Consider the following 14,089-nt stretch of genomic DNA (forward strand, 5'->3'; position numbering starts at 1 on the left):
ACTCCTTAACGCGCGACCCAACCCAGGGTCCGCTGCGCCAGCACGTCACGTGCCGGAATGAACAGTTCCATCGCCATCAGCCCAAGGTTGCGACCCGCAACCAGCGGTGCCCAGCGATTGGCAAACAGGTGGACTAAACCGTCGGTGACGCCAATGGTCGCCGCTTTGTCCGCCTGGCGTCGTTTCTGGTAATGGCTTAGCACCGAGTATGCGCCACAATCCTGTTGTTCGCTCCACGTCCGGGCCAGTAGCTCTGCCAGGCTTATCACGTCACGGAGGCCAAGGTTGAAGCCTTGCCCGGCGATGGGGTGCAGCGTCTGCGCGGCGTTGCCGACCAGGGCGACGCGATGGGAGACAGTCTGCGATGCGGTCGTCAGCGCGAGCGGATAGGCCACGCGTTTTCCGGCATGGGTGATGCGCCCAAGCCGCCAGCCGAAGGCTTTTTGCAGCTCGGAACAAAAACGTTCGTCGGACCAGGAGAGAACCTCATCGGCCCGATCCTGCGCATGGCACCATACCAGCGAGCAGCGCCCGTTCGACATCGGCAGCATGGCCAGCGGGCCGTGCTCCGTGAAGCGCTCAAATGCCCTGCCGTTATGCGCGCCAGCCGTAGAGACGTTAGCGATGACCGCCGCCTGCCCATAGGGTTCAGAGCGCCATTCGACGCCGCACTGCGTGGCGATCGCGGAGCGTGAACCATCTGCCGCCACCAGCAGTTGCCCCTCCAGCGTGGTGCCGTTGTCCAGCGTCACGCTGACGGCCTCGTCACGACGGCTAAAGCTGGCGACGCGCGCCGGACAGTGCAGCGTGACGCCAGGCGCGTCCTGTAACAGACGGAACAGCCGCAGCCCTACGTTATGCAGCTCGACAACCTGCCCCAGCGCCTCGATCCGGTAATCGTGGGCATCCAGCGTCACAAACCCGGCATGCCCGCGATCGCTGACGTGAACGGTGCCGATCGCCGTTGCGCAATCCGCTATCGCCTGCCAGATCCCAATACGCGCAAGCTGCTGACAGGTTCCCTGCGCCAGCGCGATAGCGCGGGCGTCGAAACCGGGATGATCGGCCGCCTGCGGCGCGACCGCCTCGACGAGATGCACCGGAAGCTGGCCCTGGGTTAACTGCGAAATAGCCAGCGCCAGAGTAGCGCCGGTCATGCCTCCGCCAACGATGATTACGCTCATCCGCGTGCCGCCGCCATCAGCGCCTCGATGTCGTCAGCTTTTTTCACCACGGTCGCGGTCAGGTTTTCGTTACCGGTTTCGGTGATGACGATATCATCTTCAATACGAATGCCGATCCCGCGGTACTGTTCCGGCACGTCGGCATCCGGCGCGATGTACAGCCCCGGCTCAACGGTCAGCACCATGCCAGGCTCCAGCACGCGCGAACGTTCCGGACCGTATGCCCCGACGTCATGCACATCCAGCCCCAGCCAGTGGCTCAGGCCGTGCATAAAGTACGGACGATGGGCGTTTTCGGTTATAAGGGTGTCCACATCGCCTTTCAGAATGCCGAGCTTCACCAGCCCGGTAATCATGATGCGCACCACCTCGCCCGTAACCTCCTGGATGGAGGTGCCAGGACGGAACTGCGTCAGCGCGGTCTCCAGAGACTCAAGCACGATGTCATAGATTTCACGCTGCGCGGAGGTGAATTTACCGTTCACCGGGAAGGTACGGGTGATGTCGCCCGCGTAACCCTGATATTCACAGCCGGCGTCAATCAGCACCAGATCGCCGTCGCGCAGTTCACTTTCGTTTTCGGTGTAGTGCAGAATGCAGCCATTTTCCCCGCCGCCTACGATGGTGTTATAGGACGGGAAGCGCGCGCCATGACGGTTAAATTCATGGTGAATTTCGCCTTCAAGCTGGTACTCGAACATACCGGGACGGCACTTTTCCATGGCGCGGGTATGCGCCAGGGCGCTGATTTCGCCCGCGCGGCGCATCACGTTCAGCTCTTCTTCAGACTTGAACAGGCGCATCTCATGCACCATCGGTCGCCAGTCCGTCAGGGTGGCGGGTGCAGACAAATTCTGACGTGAGCCTTTACGCAGCTTATCCAGCGCGGTGAAAACAATGTCATCCGCATACGCGTATTCGCCCTGCGCGTGATAGAGCACGTCCAGACCGTTCAGCAGTTGGTAGAGCTGCTGGTTGATTTCGCTGTAGGCCAGCGCGCGGTCCACGCCCAGTTTTTCTGGCGCCGCCTCCTGTCCTAAGCGGCGGCCAAACCAGATTTCCGCGGTCAGATCGCGCACGCGGTTAAAAATCACGCTGTGGTTGTGGGTGTCATTGCTTTTAATCAGCACCAGTACCGCTTCCGGCTCGTTAAACCCGGTGAAGTACCAGAAATCACTGCTCTGGCGATAGGGGTATTCGCTGTCGGCGCTGCGCGTCACTTCCGGCGCGGCGAAAATCAGGGCAGCGCTTCCCGGCTGCATTTTTGCCAGCAGCGCCTGACGACGGCGAGAATACTCTTGACTGGAGATAACCATGACACCCTCCTGTGCGTTATTTTTCTTAGTGTAATGTTGGCTTGCGAACTTCCGGCGCGGTCGGCTGCGAGCGCGTAAAGTTGTCGTGGCACAGCAGAGACGCCACGCGCACGTACTCGATAATCTCTTCGAGAGACATTTCCAGCTCTTCCTGGTCTTCGTCTTCATCGTAGCCGAGCTGAGCGATGTTTCGCAGATCGTCGATCGCTTCACCCGCTTCGCCGGTCACTTTATCCAGTTTAGGCTGGGTTACGCCCAGGCCAAGAAGATAGTGGTTTACCCAACCCGCGAGCGCATCAGCGCGATCGAAGACGCTGACATCGTCGCCTTCAGGCAGATAAAGCTGAAAAAGAAAGCCATCGTCTTCCAGGGAATCGCTGGTTGCGGCGTGCATTTTACGCAGCGCTTCCGCCAGTTCGTGGCCAAACGCCAGCCCTTCGTTGGTGAGGTCGTGGATCAGCGGCTGCCATGAGCTGTCGCTGTTTCCGCCGCACAGTATGCCGCTGATCAGACCGTGCATTTCGGCAGGGGTCAGACCGACTCCCTGCTGGTTCAGTAACTGGTTTAAATCCTTGTAACCAGGCATTTCGTTCTGTATAGACATACGCATTCGTCATCAAAGGGAGGATATTCATGATATGCTACCACTTTGGACCCTGGTGATACCAGAAAAGGGCTTGTATCTTCACATCAGGGTAGCTATAGTGTCGCCCCTTCGCAGCCCCCGGGGCAGTAAGCGAAGGCAGCGCAGTCAATCAGCAGGAAGGTGGCATGTCTGCACAACCCGTCGATCTCCAGATTTTTGGCCGTTCACTGCGAGTGAATTGTCCGCCTGAACAAAGGGATGCCTTGAATCAGGCTGCGGACGATTTGAATCAGCGGTTGCAAGATCTAAAAGAACGCACTAGAGTCACAAATACTGAGCAGTTGGTTTTCATCGCCGCGTTGAACATCAGCTATGAACTGACTCAGGAAAAAGCGAAGACCCGCGATTATGCGGCAAGCATGGAGCAGCGCATTAAAATGCTCCAGCAGACCATAGAACAGGCATTGCTTGATCAAGGTCGCAGTCCCGAAAGACCGGGACCAAAGTTTGAATAACACTTCTCAGTTGACTATGGTAGAGTAACTGTGAAGACAAAATTTCTCTGAGATGTTCGCAAGCGGGCCAGTCCCCTGAGCCGATATTTCATACCACAAGAATGTGGCGCTCCATGGTTGGTGAGCATGCTCGGTTCGTCCGAGAAGCCTTAAAACTATGACGACACATTCACCTTGAACCAAGGGTTCAAGGGTTACAGCCTGCGGCGGCATCTCGGAGATTCCCTCTCTTTTCTTCTACCGACTACCATGACTCAACTCCCTGAAGTTTCTGCTTCACGCCAGGACATCCGTCAGCTTATTCGCCAGCGTCGTCGCGCCCTAAGCGCCGAGCAACAGGCACAGTTTGCTCAGCAGGCCGCCGCCCGCATGATGGCCTATCCGCCTGTGGTGATGGCAAACACCGTCGCCCTGTTTCTCTCGTTTGATGGTGAGCTGGATACCCAACCGCTTATCGACCAGCTCTGGCGCGCCGGGAAAAAAGTTTACCTGCCGGTGCTGCATCCTTTTAGCCCGGGCAATCTGCTGTTTCTGCACTACCATCCGCACAGCGAGCTGGTGGTAAATCGTCTGAAAATCACCGAACCCAAACTCGACGTGCGCGACGTGCTCCCGCTTTCCGGGCTGGATGTGCTGATTGCGCCGCTGGTGGCGTTTGACGAGCAGGGCCAGCGATTAGGCATGGGCGGGGGGTTCTACGACAGGACGCTGCAAAACTGGCAGCAGTACGGGTTGCAGCCGGTGGGCTATGCGCATGATTGCCAGGGCGTGGAGGCATTACCCGTAGAGAAATGGGATGTGCCGTTACCGGCGGTAGTGACGCCCAGTAAAACCTGGACCTGGTAGAACAAAGCCGGGTGGCGGCTGCGCCTTACCCGGCCTACATAAATCCTCGAACATTGTAGGTCGGGTAAGCGTAAGCGCCACCCGACACACAGACCGCACGACCATTGTAGGTCGGGTAAGCGTAAGCGCCACCCGACACACAAACCGCACAACCATTGTAGGTCGGGTAAGCGTAAGCGCCACCCGACACACAGACCGCACGACAACTGTAGGTCGGGTAAGGCGCAGACGCCACCCGACGCCACAGACCGCACCATCAGTACAGCAGGCGCGCGCGAATCGTCCCCGGAATGGCCTTCATGCTCTGCAATGCTTTCTCGGCGATGTCTTCATCCGCTTCGATATCAATCACCACATAACCCATCTGCGAGTTAGTTTGCAGATACTGCGCGGCAATGTTAACACCCTGCTCGGCAAAGATCTGGTTGATGGCGGTCAGCACGCCAGGACGGTTTTCGTGGATGTGCAGCAGACGACGCCCACCGTGCAGCGGCAGAGACACCTCCGGGAAGTTCACCGCAGAGAGCGTTGAACCGTTGTCGGAATATTTGCTCAGCTTACCCGCCACTTCCAGGCCGATATTCTCCTGAGCTTCCTGAGTAGAACCGCCGATGTGCGGCGTCAGGATCACGTTGTCGAACTCGCACAGCGGAGAAGTGAACGGATCGCTGTTGGTGGCCGGTTCCGTCGGGAATACGTCAATCGCCGCACCCGCCAGATGCTTACGCTTCAGCGCGTCGCACAGCGCAGGAATGTCAACCACAGTGCCGCGCGCGGCGTTGATCAGCAGAGCGCCCGGCTTCATCAGCGCCAGCTCTTCCGCCCCCATCATGTTTTTGGTGGACGCATTTTCCGGCACGTGCAGGCTGACCACGTCACTCATATTCAGCAGATCAGAGAGATGCTGCACCTGCGTCGCGTTACCCAGCGGCAGCTTGCTTTCGATATCGTAGAAAAACACGTGCATGCCGAGGGATTCCGCCAGAATACCGAGCTGCGTACCGATATGGCCGTAACCGATAATCCCGAGCTTTTTACCACGCGCTTCGTAGGAGCCCGCGGCCAGCTTATTCCACACGCCGCGGTGCGCTTTAGCGTTAGCTTCCGGAATGCCGCGAAGGAGCAACAGCAGCTCGCCAATCACCAGCTCCGCCACGGAACGGGTGTTGGAGAACGGCGCGTTAAAGACCGGGATACCGCGTTTGGCGGCGGCATTCAGATCAACCTGGTTGGTGCCGATGCAGAAACAGCCAATCGCCACCAGCTTTTCCGCCGCAGCAATAACGTCTTCAGTCAGTTGGGTACGGGATCGCAGGCCAATGAAATGGGCATCACGGATGGACGCTTTCAGCTCTTCAGTGTCCAGCGCGCCTTTGTGAAATTCGATGTTGGTGTAGCCTGCTGCGCGAAGGCTATCGAGCGCTTTCTGGTGCACGCCTTCAACCAGCAGGAATTTAATCTTGTCTTTCTCCAGTGATACCTTTGCCATTTACCCGACCCTGTTTTTATCTGAACTGATGTTGTGCTGGATATAAATCCCGTGCAGCCAACATATCAAAAAAAACTATTGCAGCAATATGAACGTTTGCGTCGGCACTCTGAAGAAAAGTCATACAGAGCAAAATGGCAGAGGAAAATGCTGCGGAAAATTACGAACGTGGCAGGATCGGCAAAAGAGGCGGAAAAACGTGACACAAGTCACCGAATTTAGCTTTTCAAAATTTTTTTAGCGGGGGGAGCGTTCCCCCCGTCAGATCATTTTACGATGGTTTTTACACCGTCAGCCGTGCCGATCAGCGCCACATCCGCGCCACGGTTGGCAAATAACCCTACGGTAACAACGCCTGGAATGCCGTTGATCGCATTTTCCAGCGCAATGGCATCGAGGATCTCAAGGCCGTGAACGTCGAGGATCACGTTGCCGTTGTCGGTCACCACACCCTGACGGTATTCCGGACGACCGCCCAGCTTCACCAGTTGACGTGCCACGGCGCTGCGCGCCATCGGGATCACTTCGACCGGCAGCGGGAAATTCCCCAGAATGTCGACCTGCTTGGAGGCGTCCGCGATGCAGATGAACTTATCCGCAACGGAGGCAATGATCTTCTCGCGCGTCAGCGCCGCGCCGCCGCCTTTGATCATCTGCATATGGCCGTTGATTTCATCCGCGCCATCAACGTAAATGCCCAGACGGTCCACTTCGTTGAGGTCGAAAACGGTGATGCCGAGGCTTTTCAGCTTTTCCGTGGAAGCATCGGAGCTGGAAACCGCGCCCTCGATCTGCCCCTTCATCGTGCCCAGCGCATCGATAAAGTGCGCCGCCGTCGACCCCGTACCAACACCGACAATGGTGCCCGGCTGTACGTACTGGAGAGCGGCCCATCCTACTGCTTTTTTCAGTTCATCCTGCGTCATGATCGTTTTGCCTGTGGTGTGAAAACTCAGGGCGCATTATAGAACACGTCGAATGGATTTCGTCTGCCACGAAGGGAAAATTGTGTCATAGTGCAGATTAAGCAAAATTAAGGAGTCAGCCAGAGCAATGAAACGTCCGGACTACAGAACACTACAGGCACTTGATGCAGTTATTCGTGAACGCGGTTTTGAGCGCGCGGCGCAAAAGCTGTGCATCACCCAGTCCGCCGTATCACAGCGTATCAAACAGCTTGAAAACATGTTCGGGCAGCCGCTGCTGGTGCGTACCGTGCCGCCGCGTCCGACGGAGCAAGGGCAAAAGCTCCTCGCCCTGCTGCGTCAGGTTGAACTGCTGGAAGATGAGTGGCTGGGCGATGAACAGACCGGCTCCACGCCGCTGCTGCTGTCGCTGGCGGTGAACGCCGACAGTCTGGCAACCTGGCTGCTGCCGGCCCTTGCGCCGGTGCTGGCCGACTCCCCGATCCGCCTGAACCTCCAGGTTGAAGATGAAACCCGCACCCAGGAACGCCTGCGACGCGGCGAAGTGGTTGGTGCCGTCAGTATTCAGCCTCAGGCGCTGCCAAGCTGTCTGGTGGACCAGCTGGGGGCGCTGGATTATCTGTTTGTCGGTTCAAAAGCCTTTGCCGAGCGCTACTTCCCGAACGGTGTGACCCGCACCGCGCTGCTGAAAGCGCCTGCCGTCGCGTTCGACCATCTGGACGATATGCATCAGGCTTTCCTGCAACAAAACTTCGATCTGCCGCCGGGCAGCGTGCCGTGTCATATCGTTAACTCGTCCGAGGCCTTCGTACAGCTCGCGCGTCAGGGAACCACCTGCTGCATGATCCCGCATTTGCAGATTGAGAAAGAGTTGAAAAGCGGTGAGCTGATTGATTTAACCCCGGGGCTGTATCAGCGCCGGATGCTGTACTGGCACCGTTTTGCGCCGGAAAGCCGCATGATGCGCAACGTCACTGACGCGCTGCTGGCATTTGGGCATAAGGTTTTGAGGCAGGATTAAAAAGAAAAGCCGGGTGGCGGTTACGCCTTACCCGGCCTACGGGTTACTGAGCTGGCTTTTCAGTCGGTTCCAGCTGGAACACCACATCAACCTGATCGTCGAACTGAATGGTTGGCTGCTCGTAGGTTTCCTGAGCAGAAACCGGCGCGGCGTCCGCCTTCATCATCCGAACCATCGGGCTTGGCTGGTAGTTTGAAACGTGGTAGCGCACGCTGTAAACCGGACCGAGCTTGCTCTTAAAGCCGGATGCCAGCTGCTGCGCCTGATGAATGGCATCATCAATCGCCGCTTTACGCGCTTCGTCTTTATATTTCTCCGGTTGCGCAACGCCCAGCGAGACGGAACGAATTTCGTTCAGCCCAGCCTTCAGCGCACCATCCAGCAATCCGTTGAGCTTATCAAGCTGGCGTACAGTCACTTCCACAGTACGCACGGCGCGATAGCCTTTCAGGATGCTTTTGCCGTTCTGGTAGTCGTAATCCGGTTGGGTACGCAGGTTCGCAGAGCTGATGTCTTTTTTCGCGACACCGTTCTGTTCCAGGAAAGAGAGGTATTGCGCAACACGATCGTCTGCCTGTTTCTTGGCGGAAGCAGCATCTTTCGCCGCCACGTTCACTTCAATTGCCAGGGTTGCAACATCCGGTACCGCATCCACGCTTGCCGTGCCTGAAGTGACAATGTGCGGGCCGTTTGGCAGTTCATTCGCCTGCACCGACACCGCACCTAAACTTACTAATGCCGCCAGGGCCATCACCTTAAACTTCACTGTCATTCCTCCATGTTGCGAAGAGTGCCCCATCAACAGGGCTCATGCCAGCAAGCTTAGCGGGTCTTGTTCAGATGTCCATAAGACAACGCTTAGTTGAACAATCCCTGTACGTGATGAATCCCCTCTTTCGCCAGCTGGAAGGCAATAAACCACATCACTAGCCCCACCAGCGTGTTAATGATGCGCTGCGCTCTGGCAGTCCGCAGCCGTGGTGCCAGCCACGCCGCCAGGATCGCAAGACCGAAGAACCAGAGGAAGGAGGCGCTGACCGTACCGAGCGCAAACCAGCGTTTGGGCTCAACGTCCAGCTGTCCGCCCAGGCTGCCCAGCACCACAAAGGTATCAAGGTAGACGTGCGGGTTAAGCCACGTCACGGCGAGCATGGTGACGATAATCTTCCAGCGCCCCTGCTTCATCACTTCGGCGCTTGCCAGCTCAAGATTGCTGCTCATGGCCGTTTTCAGGGCGCCAAACCCGTACCACAGCAGAAACGCTACGCCGCCCCATGTCACCAGCGCCAGCAGCCAGGGCGACTGCATCAGCAGGGCGCTGCCGCCAAAAATCCCGGCGCAAATCAGTAGCAAATCGCTCACCGCGCACAGCAGGGCAATCATCAGATGATACTGGCGGCGAATGCCCTGGTTCATCACGAACGCATTTTGCGGGCCGAGGGGAAGGATCATGGCCGCACCTAATGCAAGCCCTTGAAAATAGTAAGTTAACATTGATAACTCTCAGGCAGTTTTCTCTACGTGCAGACTATACTGCGTGACCATCATTAGATAAAATTTAAAATTTTAATGATTTATTAGAATCACTAATAAAACCCAGCTGTATACAATATTAAGATTTTATAAAACCTGCCCTCTCGCGACCCGGCGTATGCTGTATTGCCCCAGGCCGAAAAATTCTCACAGGAAATCATATGAAACATCAAGGCGTTGCAATGGTCATCTCCGCCATATTTGCGCTCTTAACGGCATTTCCGGCCATAGCGAGTGCAGAAAAGATACTTCGCTACACGGACCACGAACCGTACGGCAATATGCGTACGCAATTTATCAAAAACGTTTTCTTTAGTGAGATTGAAAAAGAATCGCAAGGCCGCCTGAAAATTGAAGCCCACTGGAAAGGTGATATATCAAGTAGTTACAATGCGCTAAGTACGCTTGGCCAGGGCACCAGAGCTGATATTGGCATCGTTGTCCCTGAATATACAGCTGAGCAACTGCCGCTTCATCAAATATTCAAAAGCTTTCCCCTGGGGCCTGCAAACGGCGAGGCCCAGGTGCGCTTCTTTCATCGCGTGTTCCAGCAATATCCACAGTTTGCCCGCGAGCTTGGGCAGAATAACCTGGTGAATTTGCAGTTCTTCCTGGGTTATCCGGTCGGGTTCTTTACCCGTCAGCCAGACGTTAAGCTGAAGCAGCTAGAGGGAACAAAATGGCGAACCGCCAGCTTCTGGCACCAGTCATTTTTGCGCAATGCTGGCGGAGCTACCCTGGCAATGCCCTGGAATGACAAGATTACCGACGCGTTGCGCACGGGACAGTTGAATGGCCTTATGGTGAATCTCGACAGCGGAGATGACATACATGCGCAGCGCGCGGCGCCCTACATTCATTATTCTCCTGCGCTCTGGCTGGGGCATGTCTACCTTCTGGTTATAAATAAGGACACCTTAAACGCACTGGACGAGCGGGATCGTCTTGCTATTCGTCGTGCAGCCGAAACCACGGAGAAACAACTCGGTGCGGCGTTGGACAGCGGGCTGGCTTCTCTCACCACGCGTCTGGAAAACGAAGGCGCTAAGCTTCATCTTCTGAGCCGTGATGAGCAATTGGAATGGCAGAAAGCAACGCGATATCAAGAGGTTCAGGAGGAATGGGTACGGCAACAGGAAAGTAAGGGTAATACGGACGCAGGCAAATTGATGCACGAGCTACGCCTATTGCTGGAGGCTAACGCCCGGCAAAAGCGATAGGCTCAACGCCCGCATACAATGCGGGCGTTGTCTGAACTGACGGGCGTTAGTCAGCTTCTTTCACTTTTTTGAAGTTCACATCCATCTGCGGATAAGGGAAGCTGATACCGTTGGCGTCAAAGTCACGCTTGATGCGTTCCAGCACGTCCCAGTAAACGTTTTGCAGATCGCCACTTTTACTCCAGATGCGCACCACAAAATTAATGGATGACGCGCCCAGCTCGTTCAGGCGAACGGTCATTTCACGATCTTTAAGAATGCGGTCATCTGATTCGATGATATCGGTAATCAGCTTTTTCACCAGCTCAGTATCTGAATCATAGCCAACCCCGATAATGAGTTCATTACGGCGAACCGGCTCACGAGAGAAGTTAGTAATGTTGCCATCAATCACTTTCTTGTTTGGCACAATGACGATTTTGCCGTCTGCCGAACGCAGCGTGGTGGAGAAAATCTGCACGTTCAGCACGGTGCCCGCAGTGCCACCGAGATCAACATACTCTCCGGCACGGAAAGGACGGAACGTCACTAACAGTACGCCAGCCGCAAGGTTAGCCAGCGAGCCCTGAAGAGCGAGACCTACGGCCAGACCAGCGGCACCAAGTACAGCAATGACCGAAGCGGTCTGTACACCGACCCGCCCCATTGCCGCAATGAGGGTAAACGCAATAATCCCGTAACGCACCAGCGCAGAAAGGAAATCAGCAACGGTTGCATCGATATGACGGGATAGCATTACGCGATTAACGCCCCTGGAAACCGTACGGGCAATAATCATCCCCACGACAATGATGGCAATTGCTGCCGCAATATTCACAGCGTAACTAATCAGGAGAGCCTGATTGCGCACCAGCCAGGAGCCAGCGTTATTGATGCTATCTACAACACCGAGATCTTCCATTTATCTTTCCTTATGCTCATAAAAACCACTAAAAACCATCCCACAGAGAGACAGGCAGGTCAGTAAAGGGTAAACAAAAAGACATGATATTGCCAAACAGATCACAAAAACAGAGGCATCAGGCTATTGAAAAGGCATAAAAAAAGGCCCGCGTTTGCGGACCTTTCTGAGGCGTTTAGCAGCTCAAATTACAGAACGTCAACCGCGTTCAGTTCTTTGAATGCCTGCTCCAGACGAGTAATCATAGAAGTCTGGGCAGCGCGCAGCCATACGCGTGGATCGTAGTATTTCTTGTTCGGCTGGTCTTCGCCTTTCGGGTTGCCCAGCTGACCTTGCAGGTAAGCTTCGTTGGTTTTGTAGTATTGCAGGATACCGTCCCAGGTTGCCCATTGGGTGTCGGTATCGATGTTCATTTTCACTACGCCATAGCTTACGGAGTCTTTGATTTCCTGAGCAGAAGAACCGGAACCGCCGTGGAAGACGAAGTTCAGGCTGTTGTGCGGCAGGTTGTGTTTCTTAGACACGTATTCCTGAGAATCACGCAGGATGGTCGGGGTCAGAACCACGTTACCTGGTTTGTATACGCCGTGTACGTTACCGAAGGACGCTGCGATGGTGAAGCGTGGGCTGATTTTGCTCAGCTCGGTGTAAGCGTAATCAACGTCTTCTGGCTGAGTGTACAGAGCAGAAGCGTCCATGTGGCTGTTGTCCACACCGTCTTCTTCACCGCCGGTGCAACCCAGTTCGATTTCCAGGGTCATGCCCATTTTGGACATACGCGCCAGGTACTTAGAGCAGATCTCGATGTTTTCTTCCAGAGACTCTTCGGACAGGTCGATCATGTGAGAAGAGAACAGTGGCTTACCGGTTGCTGCGAAGTGTTTTTCACCTGCGTCCAGCAGACCGTCGATCCATGGCAGCAGTTTTTTCGCGCAGTGATCAGTGTGCAGGATAACCGGAACACCGTAGTGCTCAGCCATCTGGTGAACGTGATGTGCGCCAGAGATAGCACCCAGGATAGCAGCGCCCTGAGGAACGTCAGTTTTCACGCCTTTACCTGCGATGAACGCAGCGCCGCCGTTAGAGAACTGAACGATAACCGGTGCTTTAACTTTTGCAGCGGTTTCCAGTACGGCGTTGATGGAGTCGGTACCTACGCAGTTAACTGCTGGCAGAGCGAAGTTGTTTTCTTTAGCTACCTGGAACACTTTCTGTACGTCATCACCAGTGATAACGCCAGGTTTTACGAAATCAAAAATTTTAGACATGTTGCTTAGTCCTGTATCTTCGGCCGTTAGAAAAGGTGCGAGCTCTGATAAGCGCGCTGAAAATTGGGCAGGTTTCCCTGCCCCTGAATGGCTTACTTCTTAGCGCGCTCTTCGAGCATTGCTACTGCTGGCAGGACTTTACCTTCCACGAATTCGAGGAATGCGCCGCCACCAGTGGAGATGTAGGAGATCTTGTCAGCGATACCGAACAGATCGATAGCTGCCAAGGTGTCACCACCGCCTGCGATAGAGAACGCTTCGCTGTCTGCGATAGCGTTAGCCACGATCTCAGTCCCTTTGCGGAAGTTCGGGAATTCGAACACGCCGACAGGACCGTTCCACAGGATAGTTTTTGCGTTTTTCAGGATTTCAGCCAGTTTCTGTGCAGAAACGTCGCCCAGGTCCAGAATCTGCTCTTCATCTTTGATGTCGTTAACAGATTTCAGGGTTGCGGTAGCAGTTTCAGAGAACTCAGTTGCCACGCGAACATCAGTTGGAACCGGGATATCACAGGTGCCCAGCAGACGTTTGGCTTCGTCAACCAGATCCGCTTCGTACAGGGATTTACCCACGTTGTGGCCCTGAGCGGCAACGAAGGTGTTCGCGATACCACCGCCAACGATCAGCTGGTCAGCGATTTTGGACAGGGAATCCAGTACGGTCAGTTTGGTAGACACTTTAGAACCACCAACGATAGCGACCATTGGACGAGCAGGTTCTTTCAGAGCTTTACCCAGCGCTTCCAGTTCGTCAGCCAGCAGCGGACCTGCACAGGCGACGTCTGCGAATTTACCGATACCGTGGGTAGATGCCTGCGCACGGTGAGCCGTACCGAATGCATCCATCACGAATACGTCGCACAGCGCAGCGTATTTTTTGGACAGGGTTTCGTCGTCTTTCTTTTCGCCTTTGTTGAAGCGAACGTTTTCCAGAACAACCAGCTCACCTTCGGCAACTTCCACGCCGTCCAGGTAATCTTTCACCAGGCGAACCGGGCTGGACAGTTTGTCTTTCAGGTAATTAACAACCGGCAGCAGAGAGAACTCTTCGTTGTACTCGCCTTCAGTTGGACGGCCCAGGTGGGAGGTGACCATCACTTTAGCGCCCTGCTTCAGAGCCAGTTCAATGGTTGGCAGAGATGCACGGATACGCGCGTCGCTGGTCACTTTGCCATCTTTAACCGGTACGTTCAGATCGGCACGGATGAAAACGCGTTTACCTGCCAGATCCAGATCGGTCATCTTAATTACAGACATGGTGAATCCTCTCGTTGATTCTTAAAGT

At 55.3% G+C, this 14,089-nt stretch carries 14 protein-coding genes and 1 other RNA gene; 5 read left to right on the forward strand and 10 right to left on the reverse strand.

The genetic code is table 11. The features are described 5' to 3' along the window. Nucleotides 1-5: 5 nt before the first annotated feature. Genes ubiH through ACJTMZ_RS10245 form a run of 3 tightly spaced genes read right to left on the reverse strand, consistent with a single transcriptional unit; the run spans nucleotide 6 to nucleotide 3,104 of the window. Nucleotides 6-1,184 carry a 2-octaprenyl-6-methoxyphenyl hydroxylase gene (ubiH, locus tag ACJTMZ_RS10235; protein WP_032669263.1) on the reverse strand — a complete coding sequence of 393 codons (1,179 nt, stop codon included), beginning with the start codon at nucleotides 1,182-1,184 and terminating at the stop codon, nucleotides 6-8. Then, on the reverse strand, nucleotides 1,181-2,494 hold the full coding sequence (pepP, locus tag ACJTMZ_RS10240; protein WP_131631758.1) for a Xaa-Pro aminopeptidase: 1,314 nt from the start codon (nucleotides 2,492-2,494) through the stop codon (nucleotides 1,181-1,183). The genes ubiH and pepP overlap by 4 nt, the downstream gene beginning before the upstream one ends. Before the next feature lie 31 nt (nucleotides 2,495-2,525). Then, entirely contained in the window at nucleotides 2,526-3,104 is a 579-nt protein-coding gene (locus ACJTMZ_RS10245) for a YecA family protein (protein ID WP_003860099.1), read from the reverse strand. A gap of 167 nt (nucleotides 3,105-3,271) precedes the next feature. Between ACJTMZ_RS10245 and zapA the strand changes: the two genes are divergently transcribed. The 3 genes from zapA to ACJTMZ_RS10260 all read left to right on the forward strand — a co-directional run bounded on the left by zapA (nucleotide 3,272) and on the right by ACJTMZ_RS10260 (nucleotide 4,447). Next, nucleotides 3,272-3,601 carry a cell division protein ZapA gene (gene zapA, locus ACJTMZ_RS10250; protein WP_003860096.1) on the forward strand — a complete coding sequence of 110 codons (330 nt, stop codon included), beginning with the start codon at nucleotides 3,272-3,274 and terminating at the stop codon, nucleotides 3,599-3,601. Nucleotides 3,602-3,642: 41 nt separating this feature from the next. Then, nucleotides 3,643-3,826, forward strand: a non-coding RNA gene (ssrS, locus tag ACJTMZ_RS10255) — 6S RNA. Nucleotides 3,827-3,850: 24 nt separating this feature from the next. Next, nucleotides 3,851-4,447, forward strand: a complete 597-nt coding sequence (locus ACJTMZ_RS10260; RefSeq protein WP_193041488.1) for a 5-formyltetrahydrofolate cyclo-ligase — start codon at nucleotides 3,851-3,853, stop codon at nucleotides 4,445-4,447. A gap of 256 nt (nucleotides 4,448-4,703) precedes the next feature. Here ACJTMZ_RS10260 and serA read toward each other — a convergent pair whose 3' ends face one another. Both serA and rpiA read right to left on the reverse strand, forming a co-directional pair. Next, the gene (serA, locus tag ACJTMZ_RS10265) at nucleotides 4,704-5,936 is read right to left on the reverse strand and encodes a phosphoglycerate dehydrogenase (protein WP_015571805.1); all 1,233 of its coding nucleotides are present in this window, start codon (nucleotides 5,934-5,936) and stop codon (nucleotides 4,704-4,706) included. 266 nt (nucleotides 5,937-6,202) lie between these two features. Continuing rightward, nucleotides 6,203-6,862 (reverse strand): ribose-5-phosphate isomerase RpiA, encoded by a 660-nt coding sequence (gene rpiA / locus ACJTMZ_RS10270; RefSeq protein WP_003860091.1) that lies wholly within the window; start codon nucleotides 6,860-6,862, stop codon nucleotides 6,203-6,205. Between the two features lie 127 nt (nucleotides 6,863-6,989). Here rpiA and argP point away from each other — a divergent pair, with 127 nt between their 5' ends. Then, on the forward strand, nucleotides 6,990-7,883 hold the full coding sequence (gene argP, locus ACJTMZ_RS10275; RefSeq protein WP_252010998.1) for a DNA-binding transcriptional regulator ArgP: 894 nt from the start codon (nucleotides 6,990-6,992) through the stop codon (nucleotides 7,881-7,883). Between the two features lie 43 nt (nucleotides 7,884-7,926). Here the strand turns inward: argP and ACJTMZ_RS10280 are convergent, their stop codons facing one another. After that, nucleotides 7,927-8,649 carry an oxidative stress defense protein gene (locus tag ACJTMZ_RS10280; protein ID WP_022649323.1) on the reverse strand — a complete coding sequence of 241 codons (723 nt, stop codon included), beginning with the start codon at nucleotides 8,647-8,649 and terminating at the stop codon, nucleotides 7,927-7,929. A 92-nt stretch (nucleotides 8,650-8,741) separates the two neighbouring features. Continuing rightward, on the reverse strand, nucleotides 8,742-9,377 hold the full coding sequence (gene argO / locus ACJTMZ_RS10285) for an arginine exporter ArgO (protein ID WP_126543286.1): 636 nt from the start codon (nucleotides 9,375-9,377) through the stop codon (nucleotides 8,742-8,744). A 200-nt stretch (nucleotides 9,378-9,577) separates the two neighbouring features. Between argO and ACJTMZ_RS10290 the strand changes: the two genes are divergently transcribed. Further along, nucleotides 9,578-10,636, forward strand: a complete 1,059-nt coding sequence (locus tag ACJTMZ_RS10290; protein ID WP_252010999.1) for an ABC transporter substrate-binding protein — start codon at nucleotides 9,578-9,580, stop codon at nucleotides 10,634-10,636. 46 nt (nucleotides 10,637-10,682) lie between these two features. Here the strand turns inward: ACJTMZ_RS10290 and mscS are convergent, their stop codons facing one another. From mscS to pgk, 3 genes are all read right to left on the reverse strand, one after another. Next, nucleotides 10,683-11,537 (reverse strand): small-conductance mechanosensitive channel MscS, encoded by an 855-nt coding sequence (gene mscS, locus ACJTMZ_RS10295; RefSeq protein ID WP_040118073.1) that lies wholly within the window; start codon nucleotides 11,535-11,537, stop codon nucleotides 10,683-10,685. 188 nt (nucleotides 11,538-11,725) lie between these two features. Then, the gene (fbaA, locus tag ACJTMZ_RS10300; protein ID WP_017692704.1) at nucleotides 11,726-12,805 is read right to left on the reverse strand and encodes a class II fructose-bisphosphate aldolase; all 1,080 of its coding nucleotides are present in this window, start codon (nucleotides 12,803-12,805) and stop codon (nucleotides 11,726-11,728) included. A 92-nt stretch (nucleotides 12,806-12,897) separates the two neighbouring features. Then, entirely contained in the window at nucleotides 12,898-14,061 is a 1,164-nt protein-coding gene (pgk, locus tag ACJTMZ_RS10305) for a phosphoglycerate kinase (RefSeq protein WP_003860077.1), read from the reverse strand. Between the last annotated feature and the right edge of the window lie 28 nt (nucleotides 14,062-14,089).

Origin of the sequence: Enterobacter sp. DN, from assembly GCF_046054285.1 — a bacterium.
Classification (GTDB): Bacteria; Pseudomonadota; Gammaproteobacteria; order Enterobacterales; family Enterobacteriaceae; genus Enterobacter; species Enterobacter hormaechei_C.

Excerpts from the sequence above, each read along its gene's own strand:
- ubiH (WP_032669263.1), bottom strand. The coding sequence starts at position 1,184 with ATGAGCGTAATCATCGTTGGCGGAGGCATGACCGGCGCTACTCTGGCG.
- pgk (WP_003860077.1), bottom strand. The coding sequence starts at position 14,061 with ATGTCTGTAATTAAGATGACCGATCTGGATCTGGCAGGTAAACGCGTT.
- argO (WP_126543286.1), bottom strand. The coding sequence starts at position 9,377 with ATGTTAACTTACTATTTTCAAGGGCTTGCATTAGGTGCGGCCATGATC.
- mscS (WP_040118073.1), bottom strand. The coding sequence starts at position 11,537 with ATGGAAGATCTCGGTGTTGTAGATAGCATCAATAACGCTGGCTCCTGG.
- fbaA (WP_017692704.1), bottom strand. The coding sequence starts at position 12,805 with ATGTCTAAAATTTTTGATTTCGTAAAACCTGGCGTTATCACTGGTGAT.
- ACJTMZ_RS10290 (WP_252010999.1), top strand. The coding sequence starts at position 9,578 with ATGAAACATCAAGGCGTTGCAATGGTCATCTCCGCCATATTTGCGCTC.
- zapA (WP_003860096.1), top strand. The coding sequence starts at position 3,272 with ATGTCTGCACAACCCGTCGATCTCCAGATTTTTGGCCGTTCACTGCGA.
- ACJTMZ_RS10245 (WP_003860099.1), bottom strand. The coding sequence starts at position 3,104 with ATGTCTATACAGAACGAAATGCCTGGTTACAAGGATTTAAACCAGTTA.
- ACJTMZ_RS10260 (WP_193041488.1), top strand. The coding sequence starts at position 3,851 with ATGACTCAACTCCCTGAAGTTTCTGCTTCACGCCAGGACATCCGTCAG.
- serA (WP_015571805.1), bottom strand. The coding sequence starts at position 5,936 with ATGGCAAAGGTATCACTGGAGAAAGACAAGATTAAATTCCTGCTGGTT.
- argP (WP_252010998.1), top strand. The coding sequence starts at position 6,990 with ATGAAACGTCCGGACTACAGAACACTACAGGCACTTGATGCAGTTATT.
- rpiA (WP_003860091.1), bottom strand. The coding sequence starts at position 6,862 with ATGACGCAGGATGAACTGAAAAAAGCAGTAGGATGGGCCGCTCTCCAG.